General features: G+C 32.4%; 30 protein-coding genes and 1 tRNA gene. 6 read left to right on the top strand and 25 right to left on the bottom strand.

Annotated features, from left to right (window positions below; genetic code table 11):
* Window positions 1–27: 27 nt before the first annotated feature.
* Both Mjas_RS08685 and Mjas_RS08680 read right to left on the bottom strand, forming a co-directional pair.
* Window positions 28–666 (bottom strand): hypothetical protein, encoded by a 639-nt coding sequence (locus Mjas_RS08685; RefSeq protein WP_421077758.1) that lies wholly within the window; start codon window positions 664–666, stop codon window positions 28–30.
* A 225-nt stretch (window positions 667–891) separates the two neighbouring features.
* Window positions 892–1,248: a ribonuclease P protein component 4 gene (locus tag Mjas_RS08680; protein ID WP_421077757.1), complete on the bottom strand. Its 357-nt coding sequence runs from the start codon at window positions 1,246–1,248 to the stop codon at window positions 892–894.
* A gap of 160 nt (window positions 1,249–1,408) precedes the next feature.
* Between Mjas_RS08680 and Mjas_RS08675 the strand changes: the two genes are divergently transcribed.
* The 3 genes from Mjas_RS08675 to Mjas_RS08665 all read left to right on the top strand — a co-directional run bounded on the left by Mjas_RS08675 (window position 1,409) and on the right by Mjas_RS08665 (window position 4,298).
* A complete protein-coding gene (locus Mjas_RS08675; RefSeq protein WP_421077756.1) occupies window positions 1,409–1,810 on the top strand; it encodes a cyclic nucleotide-binding/CBS domain-containing protein in 402 nt (133 codons plus the stop codon).
* A gap of 154 nt (window positions 1,811–1,964) precedes the next feature.
* Complete coding sequence (locus Mjas_RS08670) at window positions 1,965–2,891, top strand: ribose 1,5-bisphosphate isomerase (protein WP_421078616.1); 927 nt, start codon at window positions 1,965–1,967, stop codon at window positions 2,889–2,891.
* Between the two features lie 159 nt (window positions 2,892–3,050).
* The gene (locus Mjas_RS08665) at window positions 3,051–4,298 is read left to right on the top strand and encodes an adenosylhomocysteinase (protein WP_421077755.1); all 1,248 of its coding nucleotides are present in this window, start codon (window positions 3,051–3,053) and stop codon (window positions 4,296–4,298) included.
* Window positions 4,299–4,402: 104 nt separating this feature from the next.
* Here the strand turns inward: Mjas_RS08665 and Mjas_RS08660 are convergent, their stop codons facing one another.
* From Mjas_RS08660 to pyrF, 7 genes are all read right to left on the bottom strand, one after another.
* The gene (locus tag Mjas_RS08660; RefSeq protein ID WP_421077754.1) at window positions 4,403–4,984 is read right to left on the bottom strand and encodes a flavodoxin family protein; all 582 of its coding nucleotides are present in this window, start codon (window positions 4,982–4,984) and stop codon (window positions 4,403–4,405) included.
* Window positions 4,985–5,054: 70 nt separating this feature from the next.
* Complete coding sequence (locus Mjas_RS08655) at window positions 5,055–5,429, bottom strand: DUF473 domain-containing protein (protein WP_421077753.1); 375 nt, start codon at window positions 5,427–5,429, stop codon at window positions 5,055–5,057.
* Between the two features lie 42 nt (window positions 5,430–5,471).
* On the bottom strand, window positions 5,472–6,179 hold the full coding sequence (locus Mjas_RS08650; RefSeq protein WP_421077752.1) for a proteasome assembly chaperone family protein: 708 nt from the start codon (window positions 6,177–6,179) through the stop codon (window positions 5,472–5,474).
* Between the two features lie 24 nt (window positions 6,180–6,203).
* Window positions 6,204–6,701, bottom strand: a complete 498-nt coding sequence (locus Mjas_RS08645) for an MJ0936 family phosphodiesterase (RefSeq protein WP_421077751.1) — start codon at window positions 6,699–6,701, stop codon at window positions 6,204–6,206.
* Window positions 6,702–6,715: 14 nt separating this feature from the next.
* Window positions 6,716–7,456: a uroporphyrinogen-III synthase gene (locus tag Mjas_RS08640; protein ID WP_421077750.1), complete on the bottom strand. Its 741-nt coding sequence runs from the start codon at window positions 7,454–7,456 to the stop codon at window positions 6,716–6,718.
* A gap of 10 nt (window positions 7,457–7,466) precedes the next feature.
* Window positions 7,467–7,730: a hypothetical protein gene (locus Mjas_RS08635; RefSeq protein ID WP_421077749.1), complete on the bottom strand. Its 264-nt coding sequence runs from the start codon at window positions 7,728–7,730 to the stop codon at window positions 7,467–7,469.
* Window positions 7,731–7,772: 42 nt separating this feature from the next.
* On the bottom strand, window positions 7,773–8,438 hold the full coding sequence (gene pyrF / locus Mjas_RS08630; protein WP_421077748.1) for an orotidine-5'-phosphate decarboxylase: 666 nt from the start codon (window positions 8,436–8,438) through the stop codon (window positions 7,773–7,775).
* Between the two features lie 370 nt (window positions 8,439–8,808).
* Between pyrF and Mjas_RS08625 the strand changes: the two genes are divergently transcribed.
* Both Mjas_RS08625 and Mjas_RS08620 read left to right on the top strand, forming a co-directional pair.
* The gene (locus Mjas_RS08625) at window positions 8,809–9,522 is read left to right on the top strand and encodes a TIGR00297 family protein (RefSeq protein ID WP_421077747.1); all 714 of its coding nucleotides are present in this window, start codon (window positions 8,809–8,811) and stop codon (window positions 9,520–9,522) included.
* 31 nt (window positions 9,523–9,553) lie between these two features.
* Window positions 9,554–10,243 carry a TrmJ/YjtD family RNA methyltransferase gene (locus tag Mjas_RS08620; protein ID WP_421077746.1) on the top strand — a complete coding sequence of 230 codons (690 nt, stop codon included), beginning with the start codon at window positions 9,554–9,556 and terminating at the stop codon, window positions 10,241–10,243.
* A 23-nt stretch (window positions 10,244–10,266) separates the two neighbouring features.
* Here the strand turns inward: Mjas_RS08620 and Mjas_RS08615 are convergent, their stop codons facing one another.
* The 13 genes from Mjas_RS08615 to Mjas_RS08555 form a co-directional block, all read right to left on the bottom strand.
* On the bottom strand, window positions 10,267–10,539 hold the full coding sequence (locus Mjas_RS08615; RefSeq protein ID WP_421077745.1) for a hypothetical protein: 273 nt from the start codon (window positions 10,537–10,539) through the stop codon (window positions 10,267–10,269).
* Between the two features lie 245 nt (window positions 10,540–10,784).
* Entirely contained in the window at window positions 10,785–11,180 is a 396-nt protein-coding gene (locus Mjas_RS08610; protein WP_421077744.1) for a DUF61 family protein, read from the bottom strand.
* A gap of 165 nt (window positions 11,181–11,345) precedes the next feature.
* Window positions 11,346–11,717, bottom strand: a complete 372-nt coding sequence (locus Mjas_RS08605) for a DUF22 domain-containing protein (protein ID WP_421077743.1) — start codon at window positions 11,715–11,717, stop codon at window positions 11,346–11,348.
* 203 nt (window positions 11,718–11,920) lie between these two features.
* Window positions 11,921–12,562 carry a V-type ATP synthase subunit D gene (locus Mjas_RS08600; RefSeq protein ID WP_421077742.1) on the bottom strand — a complete coding sequence of 214 codons (642 nt, stop codon included), beginning with the start codon at window positions 12,560–12,562 and terminating at the stop codon, window positions 11,921–11,923.
* 83 nt (window positions 12,563–12,645) lie between these two features.
* The gene (locus Mjas_RS08595; protein ID WP_421077741.1) at window positions 12,646–14,034 is read right to left on the bottom strand and encodes a V-type ATP synthase subunit B; all 1,389 of its coding nucleotides are present in this window, start codon (window positions 14,032–14,034) and stop codon (window positions 12,646–12,648) included.
* A gap of 104 nt (window positions 14,035–14,138) precedes the next feature.
* Window positions 14,139–15,899 carry an ATP synthase subunit A gene (locus Mjas_RS08590; RefSeq protein ID WP_421077740.1) on the bottom strand — a complete coding sequence of 587 codons (1,761 nt, stop codon included), beginning with the start codon at window positions 15,897–15,899 and terminating at the stop codon, window positions 14,139–14,141.
* A gap of 52 nt (window positions 15,900–15,951) precedes the next feature.
* Window positions 15,952–16,251, bottom strand: coding sequence for a V-type ATP synthase subunit F (locus Mjas_RS08585; RefSeq protein ID WP_421077739.1), 300 nt, complete (start codon window positions 16,249–16,251; stop codon window positions 15,952–15,954).
* Window positions 16,252–16,284: 33 nt separating this feature from the next.
* Complete coding sequence (locus Mjas_RS08580) at window positions 16,285–17,439, bottom strand: V-type ATP synthase subunit C (protein WP_421077738.1); 1,155 nt, start codon at window positions 17,437–17,439, stop codon at window positions 16,285–16,287.
* A 44-nt stretch (window positions 17,440–17,483) separates the two neighbouring features.
* Window positions 17,484–18,095 (bottom strand): V-type ATP synthase subunit E, encoded by a 612-nt coding sequence (locus tag Mjas_RS08575; protein WP_421077737.1) that lies wholly within the window; start codon window positions 18,093–18,095, stop codon window positions 17,484–17,486.
* Window positions 18,096–18,158: 63 nt separating this feature from the next.
* The gene (locus Mjas_RS08570) at window positions 18,159–18,830 is read right to left on the bottom strand and encodes a V-type ATP synthase subunit K (protein ID WP_421077736.1); all 672 of its coding nucleotides are present in this window, start codon (window positions 18,828–18,830) and stop codon (window positions 18,159–18,161) included.
* A gap of 75 nt (window positions 18,831–18,905) precedes the next feature.
* Window positions 18,906–20,963 (bottom strand): V-type ATP synthase subunit I, encoded by a 2,058-nt coding sequence (locus Mjas_RS08565; protein ID WP_421077735.1) that lies wholly within the window; start codon window positions 20,961–20,963, stop codon window positions 18,906–18,908.
* A gap of 65 nt (window positions 20,964–21,028) precedes the next feature.
* A complete protein-coding gene (ahaH, locus tag Mjas_RS08560) occupies window positions 21,029–21,337 on the bottom strand; it encodes an ATP synthase archaeal subunit H (RefSeq protein ID WP_421077734.1) in 309 nt (102 codons plus the stop codon).
* A gap of 189 nt (window positions 21,338–21,526) precedes the next feature.
* Complete coding sequence (locus tag Mjas_RS08555) at window positions 21,527–22,036, bottom strand: DUF531 domain-containing protein (protein ID WP_421077733.1); 510 nt, start codon at window positions 22,034–22,036, stop codon at window positions 21,527–21,529.
* Window positions 22,037–22,117: 81 nt separating this feature from the next.
* On the opposite strand from Mjas_RS08555, the gene Mjas_RS08550 reads away from it, so the two are divergent.
* A tRNA-Val gene (locus Mjas_RS08550) sits at window positions 22,118–22,194 on the top strand.
* Window positions 22,195–22,492: 298 nt separating this feature from the next.
* Here the strand turns inward: Mjas_RS08550 and Mjas_RS08545 are convergent.
* The 3 genes from Mjas_RS08545 to Mjas_RS08535 all read right to left on the bottom strand — a co-directional run bounded on the left by Mjas_RS08545 (window position 22,493) and on the right by Mjas_RS08535 (window position 25,326).
* The gene (locus Mjas_RS08545; protein WP_421077732.1) at window positions 22,493–23,161 is read right to left on the bottom strand and encodes a TIGR00289 family protein; all 669 of its coding nucleotides are present in this window, start codon (window positions 23,159–23,161) and stop codon (window positions 22,493–22,495) included.
* Between the two features lie 151 nt (window positions 23,162–23,312).
* The gene (locus tag Mjas_RS08540) at window positions 23,313–24,152 is read right to left on the bottom strand and encodes a phosphate ABC transporter substrate-binding protein (protein WP_421077731.1); all 840 of its coding nucleotides are present in this window, start codon (window positions 24,150–24,152) and stop codon (window positions 23,313–23,315) included.
* Between the two features lie 52 nt (window positions 24,153–24,204).
* Window positions 24,205–25,326 (bottom strand): double-cubane-cluster-containing anaerobic reductase, encoded by a 1,122-nt coding sequence (locus tag Mjas_RS08535; RefSeq protein WP_421077730.1) that lies wholly within the window; start codon window positions 25,324–25,326, stop codon window positions 24,205–24,207.
* Between the last annotated feature and the right edge of the window lie 5 nt (window positions 25,327–25,331).

The raw sequence follows: 25,331 nt of genomic DNA, 5'->3' as shown, positions 1-25,331 counted from the left end.
GCAATCACCTTCTCTATATATAGTTTTTTAGCTACCTATACTTGCTTTTATTTTTTCAAATTCTTCTATATAGGTATCCATTTTATTATTTAAATTATCTGCTATTTCTATGGCTTTATCAATGTTTTCATCTTTATAATTATTTAAAATGTCTTTTATATCATTAATTCCCAAATTTATTTCTTTTATAAGATTTATAATATCCAATATGGTTATATTTCCACTTTCATATAATTTTAAAGCTTTTTCAGACATATCTTCTATTTTAGTTAATACTTTATCAATTTCAAGGATGATATTGTCCAATTTTGAAGAATACTCGTTGTTTTTATCAATAAGGACATTTATTTTTTCAAGTATCTGATTTAATGTATCTTCAATCTTTGAATTATCTGCATCAGACACTATTTTAGGTAATTTATCCAATTTCTCATTGATTTCTTTTAAATAATTAACTTGTTCATCGATATTGGATTTCTCTGGATTATTGTCATCAGCATCATTACTGATAACAGCATGTTTTATTCTATTCTGTAATCTATCCATTATTTTTTTCAGATTTTCAGATTTTTTATTAAATTCCATCTCTAAATCGGACTCTAAACACTCCTGCTCTATCTCGGATTCTAATTTCTTATCCTGTTCTATATCGTGTGAAGGTTCCATAGCATGCCCCCAAATGTGGTTATTAACATGTTTCTAATTAATATATTAATATTTTTTGTGTAGATAATTATGCGTATTGGGGCGTATTTCTTGATAATATATGTCATATATGTTATTTCTTAATTTTATAAACGTGTTTTTAATATATTATACTTTTACTATTTTATATTTTATATAATCTTCCAAAGTGCAATTAGATATGGATATTGTCTATACTATTTGTCCTTATTTATTGGTGACTTTCCTTTTTAATTTCTTTTCCCTAATCATTGGAATTTTAATGGCATTACCACAATCTAAACATGTGATTATGACATGAGGATGGCATTTGTTGCTTTTTATTCTAACTCTCGCATTTTTTCCAAAAATTAGAAATGCCCCACACTTTTTACATATTCTTCTTTTCCATTTTTTTGGGAAGGGCATTCTCATTTTCATTGCAATTTTTCTACTTAATTCCACATATCGTTTTACCCTATCTAGTCGGTTTTTTTTAGCTTCTTCTTCTGCAAGACTCATTAGTATATCGATTCTTTCAAGTGCAATGTTTTTTATTTTTTTAATATTTTTTTTGTGTCTCATAATTTCACGAATCTTAGTGTTGAATAATATTTATAGTATGTATTGATAAATAAAATAAAGTAATAATAAATCAAAATTTAGATTTTGACTAATCTATTTAATAAATTATATAAAATATGCGAAGTATATAAAATACTGTAAAAACATGTTTGGTGAAACAATGCTTTCAAAATATTTTGTTAGAGATTTAATGACCAGGGGCATATATGAAGTATCATTAAAAGATAGCATATCAGATGTAATTAAAGTAATGGGTAAAAATAATATCTCATCAGTGGTGGTTTCTGATGATAACAATGTATATTGGGGAATTATAACTGATATAGATGTATTGAAGCATTATAATGAGAACTTGGATGAATTAAAAGCAGAAGATATAATGGTATCTAAGTTAATTACAATAAGTCCCACCGCACCCCTTGAAAAAGCAGCTGCGGTTATGGCTGAGAATAATATACATCATTTATATGTTGTTTCTGAGCTCAGGGAGGACAAGATTATAGGGGTTTTAAGTTCAAAAGATATTGTAAAATTAATATCAAAACTACTGAGCTCACAATAAAAATGTCGAGCTCTTATTAATTATTTCTAATAGTTATTTTTATCAATATAAGAAGACCGTCCGTATGAATAGTACGACGATGAAATATATGCCGTAACTATTTAAGTTTTTATATAATTAAATTTTTTAAATTTTTTGAGATGAAACTATGGGCATGGATGTTATTTATGAAACATATGAAAAAATAAAAAGCATGGAAATAAGAGGGGCCGGGAGAATAGGGAGAGCTGCGGCAAAAGCTTTAAAGAATTACGCAAAATCCATTGCTGATTTAAATGATGATGAGTTCAAAAATAAGATGATTGATGCAGGCAATATTTTAAAATCTGCAAGACCAACGGCGGTATCTCTTCCAAATGCTGTAAAGTATGTTTTAAATGGATTAAATGAGAAGAATCCAAAAGAAGCAGTAATAAATAAAGCGGATGAATTTATCAAATCTTCGTCAGAGGCAACGAAAAAAATAGGGGAAATCGGTTCAAATAGAATAAAGGATGGATATACTATATTAACCCATTGCAATTCAGAAGTTGCATTAAATGTTATAAAAACAGCACATAGGAATGGAAAAAATATAAAGGTCATCTGCACAGAAACGCGCCCAAGGAATCAAGGATATTTAACGGCAAAAGACCTTGCTGATGAAGGGATAGATACTACATTGATAGTAGATAGTGCAGTTAGATATTTTATAAAAGAAGTGGATTTAGTTGTTGTTGGGGCAGATGCCATTACTTCAAATGGATGTTTGGTAAATAAGATAGGAACATCCCAGATAGCACTCATTGCACATGAAAGAAGGGTTCCATTTTTAACAGCTGCGGAGACTTACAAGTTTCATCCAAAAACCATAGTTGGAGAATTAATAGATATAGAAGAAAGGAATCCTGATGAAATACATGTATTTGAAGAAGAATATGCAGATAAAATAAAATTAAGAAATCCTGCTTTTGATATCACGCCAGCACAGTATATCGATGGGATTATCACGGAAATAGGAATAATTCCACCGCAAGGGGCGTGGTATATTATTGAAAAATACTTTGGAGATTTATTCAATGAAAAAAATGAAAAATTATAAAAATAATATAAAAAAATAATATTGAGGTATAATTTAAATAAAATTAAATAAATGATTAATTAAGAGTATATTAAAATTATTAAATAATTAGACAAAATATTTTGCATTTTATTACCTGCTTGCTATGCAAGCGAAAATAAAAAAATACTTGGTGAAATCGTGAGTAAAGTTAAAGATTTAAATCTCGCTCCTAATGGAGAATTAAAAATAGAATGGGCAAAAAAACATATGCCTGTTTTAAAATTAATAAGAGAAGAATTCATAAAGGAAAAACCATTTGAAGGTCTTACTATTGGTATGGCACTTCATCTGGAGGCTAAAACTGCGGTATTGGCGGAAACCTTAATGAACGGTGGAGCAGAAATTGCCATTACTGGATGTAATCCATTATCCACTCAGGATGACGTTGCCGCCGCCTGTGCAAAAAAAGGCATGAATGTTTATGCATGGAGAGGAGAAACAAACGAAGAATATTATGAAAATTTAAACAAAGTTTTAGACCATAATCCTGACATAATTATAGATGACGGTGCAGATTTGATATTCCTATTGCACTCTCAAAGAACAGAGCTCCTAGATAATATCATGGGTGGATGTGAAGAAACTACAACAGGCGTTATAAGATTAAAGGCAATGGCTGAGGAAGGAGCTCTAAAATTCCCTGTGGTTAATGTAAATGATGCATACACAAAACACCTGTTTGACAACAGATATGGAACTGGACAGAGCGCAATAGATGGTATCATAAGAACTACAAATCTTTTAATTGCTGGAAAAAATGTTGTAGTTGCAGGATATGGTTGGTGCGGTAGAGGAGTAGCAATGAGGGCATCAGGAATGGGCGCAAATGTTATAATTACAGAGGTAGATTCCATTAGAGCATTGGAAGCTAAGATGGATGGATTTAGGGTTATGAAAATGGATGATGCTGCAAGGATAGGGGATATATTCATAACCACAACAGGATGTAAAGATATAATAAGGGCTGAACACCTATTGGTAATGAAGGATGGAGCGGTCCTTGCAAATGCAGGTCATTTTGACAATGAAATAAATAAAAATGATTTAATAAACCTCTCAAAATCAGTTAGAACCGTTAGAATGAATATTGAAGAATACGATTTAGGAAATAAAAAATTATATCTCCTTGGAGAAGGAAGACTTGTAAATCTGGCATGTGGAGACGGTCATCCATGTGAAGTTATGGATATGAGCTTTGCAAACCAGGCACTTAGTGCAAAATTCGTAAAAGAAAGCCATGGAGAGCTCGAAAATAAAGTATATGAAATTCCTTATGAACAGGATTTGAGAATAGCTTCATTAAAATTAAAGTCCATGGGTGTTGAAATAGATGAGCTCACCCCTGAGCAAAGAAAGTATTTAAGTGATTGGAGAGAAGGAACCTAATTATTTTATTTATTCTTTTAATCAAGTAAATTTTTTAAATTAAATAATTTTTAAAGTAAATATAATAAAAAAGAGAAATAAAATGATTAAGTTCTTACCTAACTTTATTCTTTTTTAATCAATTTAACAACTTCTGCGACTTTTTTACCTAAGTTTCTCGCCGTATTTATACCAGCTTCGTCATTTTCGCAGGCATCCACAGCACCACCAACACCGGTTCCACCATAGTGCGCAGTTGGTTCTTTATCTCCAACAACAATCATGGAGTGTATTAACATGAAGTCATGGATTTGCCTTATTGTAGTTTCTTGACCTCCATTTCTTGAAGCTCCAACAGATATTGCCCCACCAATTTTGTTTTTTAATTTGAATCCAATTCTACAAGGTCTGGACCTGTCAAACAACATCTTTGTTTGGGCACTAACTCCTCCAAAATAAACGGGTGAACCAATTATAATACCATCAGCTTCTTTCATCTTCTCTAAAATTTCGTTTATATCATCCATGATTACACATTCGCCTTCTTGCTTACATACTTCACAGGCAATACATGGATTCAATTCTTTATCGGATAGTGATATGAATTCTGTTTCTGCACCTTCTTCTTCGGCAGATTTCAATGCTTCTTTTATTAAAAATGATGTATTTCCGTTTCTTGGGGAACCACATATTCCTATAATTTTCATAATATCACCATTATTTATATTCTAATTTTCATTATATAGGTTCTATTTTTTATATATTATTTATTGCTACTTATCCATATATGGATTTTATCTTCACCATCACTATTGAAGGATTTAATATATCTGTATTCACAGCATTAACGCAAACACCATATCCAACAACTTCAAGCTGAACTTTTGCAACAATGGAGTCGATTTCTTCAAAATATGCAGGATTTTCTTTTTGGGAATATATTGTTAATTTTTTAATCTGTGCCACAATCCCCTCTGTGCCTGAAATAATATCCTCTTTTGCTACATCAGTTATAAATACAAAATCACCGACATTTAGCGAAGTTAAAGCAAGAACATTGGAGAAATTTTTTAAATTAAATGTTTTTATATGGTTCTTAACCAACCCGGAAATATTAGTTGGAGATATTCCTGTTAGGGCAGTAATTTTCATAATATCACTTTTTTAAATATTATTAAATATTAATTTAATTTCTTATAAATACATGGGATTTTCGACTTTCTGTTTAGACATGAGTTTAAGGTGTTCCTCTGCAAGTTTTCTAAGTTTTTCTTTTATTTCTTCATCTTCTTTTATTAATTCCTCAGTATTTACATTTAGATTGTATAGCTTATTTAACACTCCAATAATATTGGAAGCCCCCATAGGGTCAGGTCTTAAACCTGGGGTTTCTGCCATTAGACATAACGAAGGGATGTTTTTATCGGCACTTTTTAAAGATATGATTCCAGACATTCCTCCAACCATTCCAAATTCTAAAATTGGTATATTTTGCTCCTTTATAGATTTTAATATCTCATCGGATGTGGAAACAGCATATGTATTTTTTGGATTTAAGGCAGTGATGCCATCTAAATTAACGATAATTTTTGGATTTATATTTGCAACATATTCCAATAGTTTATCCGTTAAACTATAAACAATATTTGGAGGAATCAAAACCTCAGAAAATACCACCACCAGATTTTCATTCCCATATACTCTTATTGGAGGATATATAATTCCATTTTCCACCGACATGATGGGCGGAATATGCGGAGAATCGAAATAACCTATAAAATCTAAATTGAGTTCTTTGACAATTTGATGGGTTGCTATATTTCCAATAAGCCCAATACTTGGAAAGCCCGTGATTACTACTGGCTCTTTGAAATCTATTTCTTTTTTAATAATATATTCCATATCATCCCCTCATAAATTTTAAAATTATAGTTCAAATTCTTCATATTTTTTTGATACAGTGTCTAATATACCGATTGTGGCGATTCCACTTAGGTATCCGCAACACTCCCCTGGATTTATGACCAAAACATTATCAATTTCTTCAAACACCCTTTCATGAGTATGCCCATATATCACAACATCATAATTTTTGGATTTGATTATGGCATCTAGGAGCTCGTTATTGGTTCCATGCAGAACAAAAAATTTTAGTGAATCAGCTTCAAAACTTAAATACTCATCTATTTCATTTTCTTCATTTAACTCTTTTAACCATTCTTTTAACTTTGTTCTTTCACCATCATTATTCCCATACGTTGCTACAACCCGTGCATTTAATCTTTCAAATTCTTTTATAACAAAGAGAGAAACAAAATCACCACAATGAACGACTATATCAACATTTTCATTATTAAAAATATCCACCGCCTTTTTTATATTTGGCAGATAATCGTGGGTATCCGATATTATACCTATCTTCATAAAACCACCTATATTTATTTATTTTTTAAAGATTTAATAACTTCAATCATGCCATTGACTGTATATTCTTTCGGGATATATCCATTAAAACCATAGTCCTCAATAACGCGGTTTGTGATAGGACCTATTGAAACAATGTAATGATTTTTTAATAGATTTAATAACTCGGTGTCCGAATTTTTAAAAAAATTCTTTGCAGTCAAACCACTTGTGAAAGTCAATATTATTTTTTTATTATTATTTTCTTCTTTAATTATTGTATTTTTCAATTCTCTGAGTTTATTTTTTATCTTATTTGGCTCTTCTGAGGAATAGACAAACACCAAATCTGCATTTAGATTTTTATGTAAAATATCTCTTGCCGATGGTGTTGTAGGTATTAAAACCTTTTCATCATCTTTTACATGCTCTTTTAAAGCTTCTAAAAGATTGTCTGCGGTATATTCATTAGGGATTACATTCACATCTTTTTTAAATATCTTTTTAAATTCTTTTGCAGTTTCTATCCCAATTACTCCTATTTTTTTATCATTTATTTTTTTAATCCCTGATTCATCCAAATTCTTAAACAGTCCCATGACCCCCCTGGGACTTGTAAATACCACCCAATCGTATTTGTCCAAATCTACACATACATCTTTAAATACCAATTCCAAGGTTGGAATTAATATTGGTTCAAAATCATCATCTTCTTTTTTTAATAGATTGGCAAATTTAATCCCCTGTTCTGTTGGTCTTGTAATTACTACTTTCATAATCTCCCCTTTATATGGTTTTCATATTAACTTCCCTTAAATAAGAATTTAACTTCTCCAATTCATCTTCAAGTTCTTTAATTCTTTCCAAATCATTCTTGGTTTCTTCATCCTGAGGTGATATTAATTCCGCCTCTTTGCTACTTTTGATATTGTATTTGGTATATAGTTCCCTCAATTCCCGTTCTATTTCACCAATTTCTTCCTTAAACACTTTTTTCATGGAGTTTGCTATCACTTTGTCATCAACATGCATTATCTTATCCAATTTCATGTTATCCCATAAAAAATAAAAATATATTCTATTAATTATATATTAGCTCTTATTTAATAATATACTATATTTATGGGCACTTTCTTTTGGGTTTTCATTTTCATATATGGCCCTCCCAACAATAACATAATCATTTTTCCCCAATATATTTAATACACTGTCTAAATCTCCCCCTTGGGCACCAATGCCGGGAGAAATTATGGGAATATCTCCAACAATGTTTTTTATTTCATTTAACCTCTCAGGTCTTGTTGATGGGGCAACAATACCACTTACATTTAACTCTTTGGCAACTTCTGCGAGCTCATCTGCAATAGGTTGCATAAATTCCACTGCACCAGGATGGGACATTTCGGTAACCATTATTACCTTTTTTTTGTTACCTGTTTCCAGTTCATACTGTTTTGCTATCTTTTGTATGGCTTTTACACTATCCCTTCCCACAAATCCATGACAAATAATCCCATCCGCATATTTTAATGTTAAATTTGCAATTTTTTCATTTGTTGATGGAATATCTGCCACTTTAAAATCACATATAACTTCTTTTTTTGTTTTATCCTTTATTTCTTTAACAATATCCAATCCAACAGCTAAAACTAAGGGATATCCTATTTTGATTGCATCAACATAATCCGAAGTTTCATCAGCTATCTTCAAAGCTTCTTTTTTGTCCATTACATCAAGAGCAAGCATTAATTTTACCATCATATCACCATAAGATGTAATTATATTAATTTAATAAACATTTAAAAATATTATTATATTTAATAGTTATTTTTATAGTATATTTGTCATTATATTTATTATTGCATCAAAATACATCAAAAAATAATTTTAAAATACTGTTTTTGATTGGGAACAACCATAATTCAAAAACTATATATATGTTCATTTAACGAAATATTATAAATATTTTTATTACGGTCAATTTAAAAAGCATGTTAAATATATCGTATTCCCATCTTTAAAACCAACATAGTATTCTTGGACAGTCCGGCTCTTTTAAATATCGCCGTAAATAATTCAAATACTGTTTATAGGGATGTATTAATATCTGTTAATCTTGGTGGAAAAAATGGACATTTATGTAAAATTTGTTTCTTCCTTAATCATAGTATTGGTATTGGCATATGCTATAAAGAAAAAGGGATTTTTAGATAATTGTGGGATATTGTGTTCCTCTGCAATGGCTTTTATAATACTCATGGGAACAAACCTAAATTGGTTAATTATAATGGTATGTTTTTTAGTTTTTGGAAGTCTAGTGAGTAAAGTGGGTTATTCTAAAAAAAATCGCATGGGCATAAGTGAATGCAAAAGAACAATAAAAAATGTGCTTGCAAACGGAGCTCTGGCAGTTATAATTGTATTGCTTTATATATTTGGAATTATAGATTATAGCATTGCATTATTTGGATATATTGGCTCAATCTCAGCAGCTACATCAGATACATTTTCATCAGAATTAGGGGTTCTCTCAAATGAAACACCAAGATTAATAACAACATTGGAAAAGGTTGAAAAAGGGACAGACGGTGGAGTATCATTATATGGAACATTTGCGGGAATTGTTGGAGCATTTTTAATAGGAATATTATCGAGTATATTATTTAATAACTATAATTTAATATGGATAGGAACAATCTCGGGAATACTTGGAAATTTATCCGATAGCCTTTTCGGAGCTCTGCTTGAAAGAAGAGGAATATTCAACAACGAACATGTCAATTTCACATGCACTCTTGTGGGCAGTTTATGTGCAATAGCGTTATATTTGGCTGTAATTTAATAAAATAAAAGAAGTAAAAAGTGATGATGAGATGAAGGCAGTAGTTATTTTAGTAAATCCAAAATACAGTGGAAATGTTGGAGCAATTGCGAGAAATATGATGAATTTTGGAGTAAATGAATTGAGGATTGTTGGAGATAGGAGTATATTAAATGATGAAGCATATATAAGGGCAGTCCATGCAAAGGAAGTTCTGAATAATGCAAAATTTTATAACAATTTAGAAGATGCTATAAAAGACATTGACTTTGTAGTTGGGACTTCTGGTGCAATTTCCGGTGATAGAAATATAAAAAGAGTTCCTATCACACCACGGGAGCTCGCGGAGAAACATAAAACACTAAATGGAACAATGGGTATTGTCTTTGGAAGGGAAGATGATGGATTAAGCAATAAAGAGCTTGAATTGTGTGATTTGTTTGTATCCATACCCACATCAAAAGAATATCCGATAATGAATCTATCTCATGCAGTTTCTGTTATACTTTATGAATTGTATGTTTCATCTCTGGAAACTCCTTACAATGTAAATATGAGAGAAGCGTCTAAGCTTGAAAAGGATGTTTTATTAAATATTTTCAATGAATTTGTGGATAAAAATAAATATATTCCAGAGTATAGAAAAGAATTGTGCAAAACAATATTTAAAAGAATAATAAGCAGAGCATTTATTAGTGGAAAGGAGGCAAATACATTAATGTGTGTTTTTAAGGGAAAATAATTTAATTTCATAGTTATTTACATTTACTCCATATTTTCAACTTTGTTCCTTTTCATGACTTTTGAAAATGCTATTGTCCCCACAGGTCCCGCTACAAGTATAAATAGTGCCACAGTTTCTCCAAAGGATACACCAAACCCTGTTGAAAGAACTACCAAGAAAGTAGCCACTATGATGGCCATCAATCCTTCCCCTATTAACACATTTGACGTATTTTTGTGGAAGCATAATTTTAATGACGATAATGCACCCACCAATAGGGCGAACATTGTGAAATATAAAACATATTCATTCATAGAATCCCTCATTTTTGCAATTACAATATTCTATTTATTCATGGTATTTAATTAATTGAACCTAAATATTTAACTGCCCATATTATAAAAATTATGGAACCTAACAACATGGCAAACCAAACCCATATATTTATTATGTAATATATTTTATATAATTTTTCCACATTTTTTTGGTCATTCATCATTTTTTTAAACGGGTCAATACCGCGGTATTTTTTCTTTCGTATTCTGTTCATCATATCCACTCAGCAGGAGCTCATTCTAAATAAATATGTTGTAGTTGTGGGGAGCTCCCTTCTTAAAATTCGGAGCTCTGGTTTATATATGTAAATTATTCTCTCTTCGTTAAAGATGTTTATTTCTTTACCTAATATCTTGGAAACTACTTTTACCTCTTCATTCCCTTCTATTTTTACAGTTCCACATTCCAGAGAAGCATCAATTTCCAAAACTATCGGTATTTTTAAATTCTCATCAACATTTAATTCTTTTAATAAATCTAGTTCTCTTTTTTTTATCCTGTGTCGTTTTCCATTTATAATCACGTGGGGCTTTTCTTCATTTAGCAATTCTTTTAATGTTTTTCTCTTAAAATTTGTGTTTAGACCATGTAAAAATTTGTAAATGGTTTTATCGTTCATATTATCACAATTAATTTATTATTGTAAATTTTAATATATAAAACAGGTTTATAAAAAATGTTCTAAAAAAATTATAGTTATAATATAAAATATTTAAATATAATATAATATTAAATAATATCTAACTTAATATATAAAAATAATAATGTAATACAAAATGCTTATTTACTGTTCCCCATGTAACATCATTATGCTACCTATAATATCTCCTTTTTTAACGATTCCATCTTTTATAGCTGCGAATATTGCATATTCTGCAACTCTTTCTGAATCAAATGGCATTGGGATATCTTCTCCAATAGATAAAGTCGTTCCCACACTATGTTTTGCATAGGCGTCAATAAATGAAATTGTATATGGATGAAGCTCTATCTTTTTTATTTTTATAGTTTTGATTTCCCCTGCCTTAAATTCTACATCCTCGTCTGCGATGATAGGTTCTCTTTTACCTTGAACTTCCAATTTAATTTTTCCAGGGTATTTCTTTTCCCTTAATGCTTCTTCAATATCGCCAATTCTTCCTATAATTTTGAACATAAAACCACCAAAAGGTTTATAAAAAGTTATAATATAAATATTAGTTCTTTTAGAACTTAAATTTTAATTAAGCCTCTTCTTCCCTAGCATCAATTCTAGCCTTAATTAACTTCAATCTGAAGAAACTCCCCCTGCAACTTTTAGAAAAAGTTGTATCAAAAGTCCAATCTCCACTCGCTATCGCTCGTGTCGATTGGAACCTATTAGGCTTCTTCTTCCCTAGCATCAATTCTAGCCTTAATTAACTTCAATCTGAAGAAGTTCTCCCTTTCCATTTCATCCAATCTCATGGCAATATATTTTCGTGTTTCTTCCATTCTTGGTATTACAACATATTCAAGAGCATTTACTCTTCTTTTTGTTGTAATTATTTCTTCTGCAAGTAATTTTATGGAAGTTTCTATCTCTGCGAGCTCTACAATAAGTTCCAATGCTTCTTCAAATTCTTTTGCAGCTTCATCAAGTTTTGAAGATATTCCATAAGGACCATATCCTCTATCTGCCATACTTCTTTTAACATTTTCGATTTCGAGAACAGGAACTGTAACACCCATAATGTTTCTTGTATCTGCATCTAATTTAATGTTCTCATTTTTTGATGCAAAGGAAGCCTCTTTAACTGCCAGAGTCCCCATTACTGCCTGTGCCATTATTAAGTTCTTGTATGCTTTTTCAAGGGCATTATTTACCTTGTCCCTAATACCTGATGCCTGGTCTAATATCTCAAAAAACTCCATTATAAGAGCGTCTCTTTTCTGTTTTAATAGCTTATGCCCTTTTTGAGCAAGTTTAATTTTGGTTTTAAGCTTTAACAGTTCCATCCTTGTAGGATTAACATCTGCCATTTTATCCCTCAAAAGTGAAATTATAGTTAAAAATAAAAAAATTAAAAAGTTAGGACAATAGTTTATGTTTTTATATTATGTTATTATTTTTTTGGAAGGTATTTTTCAATTAAATCTTCTGGAACTCTCTTCAATTCTTCTCTTGGGAGTATTGTTAATAATTCCCAGACTATGTCTAATGTTTCTTCAATACTTCTGTCTTCATCTTTTCCTTGCTGAACGAATCTCTTTTCAAATTCATCTGCAAGTTTTAAGTATGCCCTATCTCTTTCTGTAAGAGCTTCTTCCCCAACAACAGCAACAAGGTCTCTTAAACCTCTACCTTCTGCATAAGCTGCATATACCTGGCTTATAACTTTTGAATGGTCATCTCTTGTTTTACCTTCTCCCTGTCCGTTTCCTGCCAATCTTGAAAGTGATGGAAGAACATCAACTGGTGGGTATATACCTTTTCTGTTGAGCTCTCTTGAAAGAACTATCTGACCTTCTGTAATATATCCTGTCAAGTCAGGGATTGGGTGGGTAATGTCGTCGTGTGGCATTGTTAAGATAGGTATCTGTGTAACTGTTCCTTCTCTACCTTTAACCCTTCCTGCTCTTTCGTAGAGTGTAGCAAGGTCAGTATACATGTAACCAGGGTAACCTCTTCTTCCTGGAACCTCGTTTCTTGCTGCTGCAATTTCCCTTAAAGCTTCACAGTAGTTTGTAATATCTGTTAAGATAACTAAAACGTGCATTCCCTTTTCATAAGCAAGGTATTCTGCTGTTGTTAATGCAATTCTTGGTGTAAGGATTCTTTCGATAGCTGGGTCATCTGCAAGGTTAATATAAACTACTGCTTTTTCAAGAGCTCCGGTTCTTTTGAATTCTTCCATGAAGTAGTTTGCTTCCTCTGCTGTAATACCCATAGCTGCGAATACTACCGCAAACTGTTCCCCTTCTCCTTTAACCTTAGCCTGTCTTGCAATCTGTGCTGCTAAGAGGTTGTGTGGAAGACCTGAACCTGAGAATATAGGTAATTTCTGACCTCTAACAAGTGTGTTTGTTCCGTCTATTGTGGAGATACCTGTCTGAACGAAGTCATTTGGGCTTTTTCTTGAAACTGGGTTTAATGGGTATCCGTTAATATCGAGTTTTTTCTCAGGTATAATTTCAGGACCGCCGTCAAGTGGTTTTCCAGCACCGTTGAATATTCTACCAAGCATTTCAGGAGATACTCCGATTTTTGCAGTTTCTCCTGTAAATCTTACTTTTGTTTCATTTGTGTTCAATGCTGTTGTCCCTTCGAAAACCTGAACAACTGCAACATCTTCCCTTGCTTCTAAAACCTGTCCTGTTCTTTTTTCTCCATCTGGACATGTGATATTTACGATTTCTCCGTAAGCTACTCCTTTAATTCCTTCTACTACTATCAATGGACCGGCAACACTTGATACTGATGTATATTCTATGTTTTTTTCCAAAGCATCCATATATAACCCTCCTTTATTTTTGTCATATAGGTATAGGTATTAAAAATATTAAAATTAAATAAATTAAAGATAAATTAATATAAATTATAATTTATTGGGGGTATTTACAATAATGCGTTTAATTCTTTATCTATTTTATTTATAATCTCTGGAGCATTCTTATTTAAGAATTCATTTTCTGGAACATATTTCATTTTAGCTATATCTCCTTTAACAGAAACTTTTGAAATTTCTGCTGGGTCTGCTCCTTTTGCAACTGCATCTAATGCTTTCTTATAGAATGTCATGATTACTTTCAACATGGTGTATTGTTTCATTGGAGAACAGTAACTGTCTATTTCACTGAATGCATCCTGTTGTAAGAAATCCTCCCTAAGCATTCTTGCAACTTCTAAGATAACTCTTTCTCTATCTGGGAGTGCATCAGGACCAACTAACTGAACGATTTCTTGCAATTCTGCTTCCTTCTGCAATAAGTTCATAGCTTCGTCTCTTAATTCTCTCCAGTCAGCTCCTGTGTTTTGTTTCCACCAGTCTGCAATGTCATCCAAGTAGAGTGAGTAACTCTGCAACCAGTTAATAGCAGGGAAGTGTCTTCTTCTTGCAAGGTTTGCATCCAATGCCCAGAATACCTTAACAATCCTCAATGTGTTTGATGTAACAGGTTCTGAGAAGTCCCCACCTGGCGGTGAAACAGCACCAACGATACATATAAATCCTTGTTTTTCTTCCTTACCTAAACATTCGACTCTTCCTGCTCTTTCGTAGAACTGTGCCAATCTTGAAGCAAGGTATGCTGGATAACCTTCTTCCCCAGGCATTTCTTCCAATCTTCCTGAAATCTCCCTCATTGCCTCTGCCCATCTTGATGTGGAGTCAGCTGTTAAGAGAACACCGTATCCCATATCTCTGAAATATTCTGCAATCGTAATTCCAGTATAAACTGATGCTTCCCTTGCTGCAACCGGCATGTTTGATGTGTTTGCAATTAAAACTGTTCTGTCCATCAATTTGTTTCCTGTTTTAATGTCATCTAAGTGTGGGAATTCTTCAATTACCTCGGTCATCTCGTTTCCTCTTTCCCCACATCCGATATATACCACAACATCGGCATCTGCCCATTTTGCCAACTGGTGCTGTGTAACTGTTTTACCACTTCCGAATGGACCTGGAATTGCTGATGCACCACCTTTTGCAAGACCGAAGAATGTATCTTCAACTCTCTGACCTGTGATTAATGGAATTACTGGCGGTAATTTTTCTTTGTATGGTCTTGGCTTTCTTACAGGCCATTTTTGCATCATCATAATTTCTTTTTCTTCCCCATTTTCTGTTTCAACAACTGCAACAGTTTCTTCAACGGTGAAACTTCCTGATTTTATTTCTTTGATTTTTCCCTTTACTCCAACAGGAACTAATATTCTATGAACAATGGATTTTGTTTCTGGAACTGTCCCTATAATATCTCCTTCTTCAACATAATCTCCAACATTTACAGTTGGTGTGAAATCCCATTTTATATCCCTTGGTAATGAAGGAACACTAACCCCTCTTGGTATAAATATGTCGCCTGTTTCGGATTCGATTGCCGTCAATGGTCTTTGGATACCATCGTACATAGCCTTTAACATACCAGGTCCGAGCTCAGCTGACAACGGAGCTCCTGTACCTTCAACTGGTTCCCCTGGTTTTATACCTGCGGTTTCTTCATAAACCTGGATAACTGCCTTATCATTTTGTAACTGAATAATCTCTCCTGTTAATCCTTCTTCACCTACTTTAACAACTTCATACATTTGGGCGCCTTTCATACCGTCGGCTACAACAACAGGACCTGCTATTTTCACAATTTTGCCTGATACCATACTTTTCACCTCAATATCCATATATATATTTTTTAAGTATCTAATTTTAATGTTATTTAAGTTCAATACCCACAGCTTTTCTTACGAGGACTTTAACTGGGTCATGCTCCCTAACTATTGGTCCATTTTTGTCTGGAATTTCTACAACAAACTTATTTAATTTAGAGAGTTTATCTCTTATAGATTCACCAAGTTTCTCAGGAATTATAATTAATCCAATATCCTCTCTGCTGTCAAGTTCCTCAATGGCATTTAATGCCTCATCTGTATTTTTAACCTCATATACATCTACGAGACCAGCAAGCCTAAATCCCATAGTCATATCGAGGTCTCCAACCACACCTATTTTCATAATATCCCTTTAATCTTTTTATAAATTATAGAATTACGCCGTAAGCAATTCTCTTATTTGGTTTGATGGCAATCCTTCTATCTTTCCTTTTATAATTATCTTTAAATTCTTTATTTCTTGTTCTTTTGAAGTAATTAATCCAATTACTGGTCCAACACCAAATGGCTGTCTAAGTGATAAATTCTTTCCAATCTTTGCAAGGTATTTATCAAGAGCCTTTTCAAACACATATACACTTTTGGTTTTATCATATTCTTCAAGGTTTTCTGAGATTATAGTGCCGTATTTAGTGCCTTCCAACGAACTTATTACTCCTTCGATGGATTCAGATTCAGCGAGCTCCTTCAACTTCCATGGTGCGAGCTCATATCCTACATTTAGTATGTAATTTAAAATATTCTCTGAGGATAATCCATCTGCTTTTCCTCTCAAAATCACTTTTAAGTTTTCGATATCAATTATTGCTCCGACAAATTCCTTAAATATGTCTTCATTGGTACCTTCTATGCCCACCGATTTCCAGAGATTTTCAAGGATGTATTTATCTAATGCCAGTTCAAATGAGATTAATTTACCAGTTTGTTCATAGGTTGCAAGTTCATTTGATAATATTTTTGAATATTCTGTGCCTTCCAAACCATTTACAACTTCTTCAATAGCTTTTGTTTCGCACAATTCTCTTAATTTGTTTTCTGGTATTGTGCCTAGTGGAATAATTAATTTAAAAGTTTCTTCTGCATCCAATCCAACATATTTTGCTCTTAGAAGTGTTTTGATATTTTGAACATCAAATCTCTTTTCGAATAATTTTAATATTTTTCTTGATTTGCTCGGGGAAATCTCTGATAGTGTTTGATAAACATGTGCTAAGTGTGTGTTCAATGCCTTTTCAATACCCATGGCATCATTGGATGCATCTGAAATATATGGACCATATTCAGTATCTTCCAACAATCCTATGAACTCAGTCATTCCAGCTGATTCTATTAATTCATTTAACTTATGTTCATCCAATAATCTAGATTCCATGCTTCTTACTCTTGCATTAACATAAGCAAATGGGGCATTTTCCATTAAATACTTTATTAAAAATATAATTATTACCAAAAATATTGCAATACCTGCCAATACCATCAATATTATAAATATATTGGAAGGTAATCCAGCAATTATTTGACTTATATCCATTTAGAATCACCTTTAAGTTATAAATAAATTATTCAATCACCTCCTTAGAATAACAATTCTGCAACCTTTGCTCTTATGGATTCTAAGTTTCTTTCAAATACTGACTCTAAACTGTTATCACAAACCTTCAAACTGTCGGCTGTTTTTACTATACATCCACCTATTATATTTGCAGGAGTTCCTTTTTTCAATATTGTGGATTTTTTTAATCTATCTTCCATTTCTTTTTCAATAGCCCATAATGTTGAATCGTCAATTAATTTAAGGTCTTTTTCATTTAATTCTAAAATCAATTCTCCTCCACCAACTGAGATTACTCCTTCTATTATGAGCTTTAATAACACATCCTTATAATTATCTTTTTGAGGTAATTTTATCAAATCTTCTTCTAATTTCTCAATAGCCATATTAATTAGATTTTCTCTTTCTTCGAGCATCTTTTTCTTAGCACCTAGTCTTGCTTCTGCAATTATCCTATTTTTTATCATTTCAGCTTCTTTTTCTCCCTTTTTGAGAATATTTTGTTTCTTTATTTCTGCTTCGCTCTTTGCCTTCTCCAAAATGGAATTAGCTTCCCTCTGGGCTTCTGATTTGATTTCATCTGCTGTTTTTTTTGCATCATCTAATATTTTGGAAGTTATTTTATCTGCTCCCATGTTTTTCCACCTTAATAAATAATAGATAATATTTAAAAAATTAAAAATTTTTAATTAATAGAATTAGAACATAATTCCGAGCATAATTAAGATTGCTATCAATAAACCGAATATAGCGAATGTTTCTGGCATAACTGCTAAAACAAGACCTTTACCCATAGCATCTGGGTCTCTTGCAGTAGCTCCAATAGCACCTGCTGCTGTGATACCCTGTCCGATACCTGAAAGACCAGCGAAACCAACTGCAAGACCTGCACCAAGAGCAGCTATTGTAGCAACACCATCTCCACTAAATACACCAACTAATAAAAGGATAGATACTAACAAACCATAGATAGCCTGTGTTTCTGGAAGAACTGAGAAAACCATAGCTTTACCAAATATTCCGTCGTCCTCTGCGACAGCTCCAAGACCTGCTGATGATGCTATACCCTGACCAATTGCTGATAAACCTGCTAAACCTGTTGCAACTCCTGCACCAAGCATAGCCCATTCTGGTGCTGTTTTGAACACGAACAATATAAGGATTGCTACAAGGAATCCGTAAAGACCCTGTGTCTGTGGCAATGCCTGGAATACAATTGCAGTACCGAATTTTGATGCATCTTCTGCAACAACTCCTGCACCACTTGCTCCTGTAATACCTGCACCAATACCAGAACCTAAACCTGCTATACCTACTGCTAAACCTGCTCCAATGGCTCCAAGTAATAATGGGTTTTCAAATACTACCATTCTTATCACCTTTTCTTTTTTTCTTTTTTTCTTTTAGTAATGATTAGTTTTAATTAGTTATTTAGTAAATGCTTATTATTGCATTGTATATTCCCTTTTAGCTTTGAATGGACTGAATTTTTTACCTCCTCCTTCGTAGAACTGACCAAAGAATTCTACATAGTGCAATCTAAGAGAGTGTATAAAGGCACCAAGTCCATTCATTACAAAGTTAAATGTGTGCCCTAATAAAAGCATTATAATAGCCAATATTATCCCAACTACTGGGACACTATCCCCAAGTAATTTAGCCATGATATTTACAGCCATTGCAAGACCACCAGTAGCCAAACATAACGCCAAAAGCCTTGCATATGATAAAACATTACCTAAGAATCCTGTAATATCCATCATACCAAGACCTGCGTCAAGTATTCCTCCATTCATGTACCCTTTAATCATACACAGAAGCACTACAAGAAGCACTGCCCCTACTATTATATACGGCATTCCAACTGCTAAACCAATTACTAATGCCAATATTAAGAACAACCAAATACCTTGGTCTAAGAATGCGTTTTTAAATCCATTTTTAAGATTTTCTTTAAATCCAACTGCCAATCCGATAAATAAGTGGATGATTCCCACAACTATGGAGAACAACAATATTGCTATTGGACCGTTATTTACTGATATGTTCCCAAGGCTGAATAATGGATTAGAGCTCCCAACATACAGGCTGTCCCCAAGTGGATTCACCAGTGCAAATGCTGTGCTGTATATGTCAAACCCAAGGAACTGCTTTGCAAAGTCTCCTAAATATCCACCAGTAAATATACCTGCAATAACTGTTGCAATTCCTGCTAATGTTAATATATACCCCAAATTGTATGCTCCTTCACTTGCCTTACCAAGCCTCTTCCAAAGAACAAGTCCTGTAAGTGCCAATAAAAAACCATAAACTGCATCTGTGAGCATAATTCCATAGAACATTAAAAATCCTGGGACAATCATCATTGTTGGGTCTACTTCGTTATACTTTGGTGGTGCAAACATCTCAGTTAGCATTTCAAATGGCTTTACAGCTTTTGGATTATCGAGCATCACAGGGATTTTTTCCTCTGGTTCATCAGGTTCTGCTATCTCAACAACAGCATAACCTTCTGATGCATTCTCAATAATTTCTTTTATTTTGTTTGCATATTTCTTAGGAACCCATGCTTCTAACAAATATGTTCTTTCAGTTTTACCACAGTATGAGTATGCTTCTGCTCTTTCTTTTTCGATTTCAAGTATTTCATGTAATACAAGTAATTCATCATACCATTTTTTTGATATAGCATTTAATTTGTCTAAAATAGAGTTTATTTCCTTCTCAGATTCTGATAATTCTTTTTCAATTCTATCGAGGTTCTCTTTTGGAGTTCCTTCAACATTGGATATGTCGAATCTTTCAAAGCCAGATTTTCTTAACTCTGCTCCAACAGTATCCATATATTCTTTTAGTGTAGCTATAATTACAGGAACTTTCTCTTCCTCATCTCCACCGCTAAAAGACTTACCTTTAACAATTTCAACATAATCATTGGTTATATTTGATAGATTATTTTCGAGCTCAGGTAGATTTTCTTTTGGAATCAAACCTGAAACTATGTATGTGTAGGGGCCTTCCCCAAGATATTTCAAATCTAAATCAAAATCAACCAAACATTTTAACTGCTTTTTTAACAATTGCAAATTATTTTTTTTATTTTCTAATTCAGTTAATCTGTTAGAAGGTCCTTGCACTTCATTTTCCACATCGTTTAGAATACCTTCTGCATAGGATATTGCTTCCTCTGCTGATGAAAATGAAACCTTCTTTTTTTCAGGGATTACAGGATTTAAAATTGCTGATAACCCTTTTTTCTCTTCAACTTTCACGCTGTCGAATAAATCAAGAAACCTGCCTACTTTTATTATTAATGATGAAACATCCCTACTATATCTTGCAGGTGATGACTGCGATAGAAATGCAGCCCATTCAGGATTTTCGAGCTTTGGAGTTAAATCATATAACTCTACTAACCCGCTCTCATGGAGATTCCTTATAATAGAATCCATCTTTTCATCTAATATCACCGCTCTAACTTTATTCATTCTTGCGGGTTTCACCAAAACCACCTTCAAATGTTATATTTCTAATGCAATCATACCATTCACTATTTTTCTTATTTACATTAGAATTCTATTACATCCTCTAATTTTAAGGATAATATTTTTACCTTTGCAACGGATACAGTTTCATAAATTTTATTTTCTTCTATTGCAGCGATTTCTTCTGCTTCTTTTTTAGCTTCTTCTTCATTTTTTGATATTAATTCTTTAACCTTCATTTCTGCTTCAGATTCAGCTTCGGATATTATTTTTTTACCATCTTCTATGGCATTCAATTTTATCTTTTCTGCTTCTTTCTTGGCGTTTTCTATTAGCTCAACAGCTTCATTTTCTGCATGCTTTATTTTCCTAATAGCGTCTATTGCAACCACAGGATTACCTCCTTAAAAATGCTTAATCCATTCTTTAAACTATCCTATATATATAATTTTCTTTTTAAATTTAATTATAATGAACAATCATTACAAATTTACAAATTTAAAAAAATAAATATCAACTAAAATAATTAATACACTTATTAAAAACTAAAAAAGTTATAAAAGTTATAAAAATCATAACAATTATAAAAATTTCAAATATGTGGCTATTACGGAAGGTATTGTGGCTATCGCAGTGCAGGTTTCTAATGAAATCCTTTTTTCAGTTATATCCAAATGATATTCACCAAGTTTAATTATGTTTTTTGGAAGCCCATGTCTCCCAAGACCAACAAAAATTCCGCAAGGTTTTTTAAGTAAGTGGTTGGCAACTTCCTTTGGAGTTATTAATTTTTTTTCATCAGGTTTTGATGTTGTGATGATGGGTGTCCCAAACTGTGCCTGATATTTGTCGGTAATAATAAATCGGTTATTATCAATTAATTCTCTCAAATATCCGCCAGAGTTTCCAATGGTGGTTTCTATTGATAGGATATCCTCCTTCTTACATGGGAAGTTCATTATCGCCAAATTGCAATTAAAGGCATAACATATTGGTGCAGCTCTTGCTATTGCTCTTTTATGTGCTTCGTGCCATTTGTTTTTATCGTATGAGTTGTATAATATCAAGGTCATTCTTTTAAAGTGCTTCATAATATCACATGTTTAAATTTTTACAAGTATGAACCGAAAAATTTATATACTAATTTATGTTATTTGGTTATAGATTGTATTGGGCTCGTAGTCTAGTTGGCTATGATGCCGCCCTGACACGGCGGTGGTCGGGAGTTCGAATCTCCCCGAGCCCACCATTTTTATTTTAGGAGATAATATTTATATATTTACATATATAGGCTCCAAAACGAGCAAAGCGAGTTTTGGATTTTTGATGCAACTTTTCTTAAAAGTTGCGTTTGGAACTCCCTGAGCCCACCATTTTTATTTTAGAAAGTAATATTCATTAATTTGCATGTATTGGATTCCAAGTTCGTGGAACTTGGACTTTGGGTAGCATCCTTTTTAAAGGATGTATTTGAGCTCTCCAAACACATTATTTTTTAGGGCATAATATTTTTAATCTAAATTTATTTATTTCTGTAAATTTCGTCATTATTTATCAACTAATTTTGCATCTTTAACAGTATAAAATCCACTTACGCCATCCCACAATATTTCATAATCTACTACTTTTATTTTTTTATTAAAAAATGGGGCATCAAAAACAAACGTTTCAGCCTCCCCGCCTTCAAATGCTTTGTTTATTCGGTATTTTTCCATGATTTTAAGTAGCTTTTCAATATTTTCATCAGTTATTCTTTTTCCAAGCCATTCTTTACCAAGTCCATAAGCTGCCACACTGACAATTCTGAAATCGAAGAATTTTGAAGTATCCCTCAATATTAACTCCTGATTTTTATGCCATAGTGGAGCAAAGGATTTTATCCCGAGCTCCTCACAGATGTGGTCTATCCTAGTTCTTTGATATTCACTTGCCAGAGCTCCGCTAACAACACCATCTATATCTAACTTTTCCAATGCTTTTTTTAAATCCAATATTTCCTTTTCCTTTTCACCTTTTGTAATTACCTTTATTAGTGGAATTCCGACACTTTCAGAAACTAAATCCGTTAATTCCACATTTGGAATATGAAACATATAACTCTCTTTATTTTTAGAAACTACATTAACCATATATTTAACATCCCAACCTTGATTTAACGCCCACCAAAGTGCATAGGCAGAGTCTTTTCCACCTGAATATAATGAAGCTATTTTCACAGTTTCACCTTATATAATATAATAAAATAATAAAAAATTCATACGTAATATGATAAATTTTTGTTATAATATATTTTAAAATAGATGGCTACGATATATAAAATAATATAATTGGGACATTATATATAAAATAAAATATAAAAAAGAAAATTTATTTTACTGGCAAAAATCCTTTGTCTTTAACGATTTTTTGACCATTAGGGCTTAATACATAATCAATATATTCTTTAACAAGTCCATCTGGTTCCCCCTTAGTCATTAAATTCAAAGGTCTATATACTGTATAGATGCCTTTTTTAACATTTTCTTGGTTAGGTTCTATTCCATCCAATTTAATGGCTTTAACAGATTCATCCACATACCCAATGGATATATAGCCGATTCCATTTTCATCTGCGGAAATTTTTGCTTTCATTTCCCCATTTGATGCAACTACAACAGATTTATCAGTAATATTTCCCTTATCAAGAGCCTGTTTCCAAAATGTATCTCTTGTTCCACTCATTTCATCTCTCGTATATATGTTTATTGGAGCGTCATTTCCACCCACATTCTTCCAGTTAGTAATTTCCCCTGAAAATATTTTTTTTACCTGGTCTTTTGATAAATCATTTATAGGATTTGAAGGATTAACCACAATTGCTACGCCGTCAACGCCAATTTTATAAACAATTAAATCAGGATATTTTTCTTTCTCTTCGGATTTTAAATTTCTTCCAGCCATTCCAATTGTTATCCTACCTTCACCGCATTCTTTAATTCCAAATCCTGAACCCCCTCCTGAGACTTCAATCTGAACATTGGGGTGATTTTCCATAAATTGTTTGGCAGTTTCCTTTGCAATTGGAACTAGGGCAGTTCCTCCAGCCATGCTTATTGTTATTTTAGTATTATCAGTATTCTGGTCAGCGGATGTTCCCACACAACCACTTAAAAATAGTATGAAACATACGATTAACATTCCCATAAATATGCCCATGGTTTTTTTCAAGATATCACCTTATAAAAATAAAGATTATGGTAAAAAATAAAATAGAGAGTAATTAAATCATTTCAATAAATGCTTCCAATCTTGTTTTTAACTGTTCTTTGTCACTTTCGGAATAATCTGTTTCAATTCTAATAATTGGGATTCCTTCTTTTTTCAATTCTTCTTCAACCCTAACTCCCTCTACATTAAAAGTATGGCAGTATTGAAGGCTATAATAAACCACACCATCGATATTTAATTCTTTAACTAATTCCTTAATTCTCTTAATTCTATCATCGTTTTTAAATGCTAACGCACAAGGTATTTTGAAATATCTCTTTGCTAAATCTTCTACTGTGTATCCTTCAACGAGATTTTCAAACTGTCTTGTTCCTGTGCAGCTCTCTTCCCCTACAACAATCCCTCCGCATTCTTCAATTAAATCTATAATTTTTGTATTTCCTGCCACCATAGGGCATCCTGAAACCAAAATTCTTTTTCCTTCATATCCTTCATTGGCATTTACTTTTTCTTTTAATTCTTCCACTAATTCTTCCAATACTTCTATCGTATCGTTTATATCTAATAAATAAGCAAATTGGAATAACTTTAAAGCATCAGAACCTTTAATTGGTGAAGGGTCATTTGCTCTTAATTCATATAATTTATAAAATAACTCTCTCATCTTATTTACTTTATCTACGGCTTCTTTAAGTTTCTCATCGGTTATTTCATTTCCTGTGGTTTTTTCCACAAGATCTTTGAATTCTTCCACTTCACTTAACCACAATTTAAATGATTTTTCATCTTTAAAGTGTGGGAGCTGCATTACATGCATTGGAACGAATTGTTCAAGTAATTCAAACATTTTTTTCTTTGCATCGCAGGTTGTTTCACCAATTACAATATCTGCTGCTTCAAAGTATGGGCAGGATTTTGTTTTTTTGAATCCGTAGGATGATTTTATCAATGGGCATATATTTCTGGGCAAATCTTCCTCAGCAGCAGGAATTGTTGAATCTTTACCTCCACATAATCCAACAGGAATGCTGTTTGATGCTAAAACTAACTCAATCGGCACAAAGGAACAGAATAATCCAAATACTTTTTTTCCTTCTTCCTTCTGTTTGTAGAGCTCCTCCTTTCTACCTGCAAATTTTTCCATTAATTTATCCATAGCTTTGATATCTGCCATTATAT

Origin of the sequence: Methanothermococcus jasoni, assembly GCF_049075655.1 — an archaeon.
Taxonomy (GTDB): domain Archaea; phylum AGJL01; class Methanococci; order Methanococcales; family Methanococcaceae; genus Methanofervidicoccus.
This window is presented reverse-complemented; position numbering and strand designations above follow the sequence as displayed.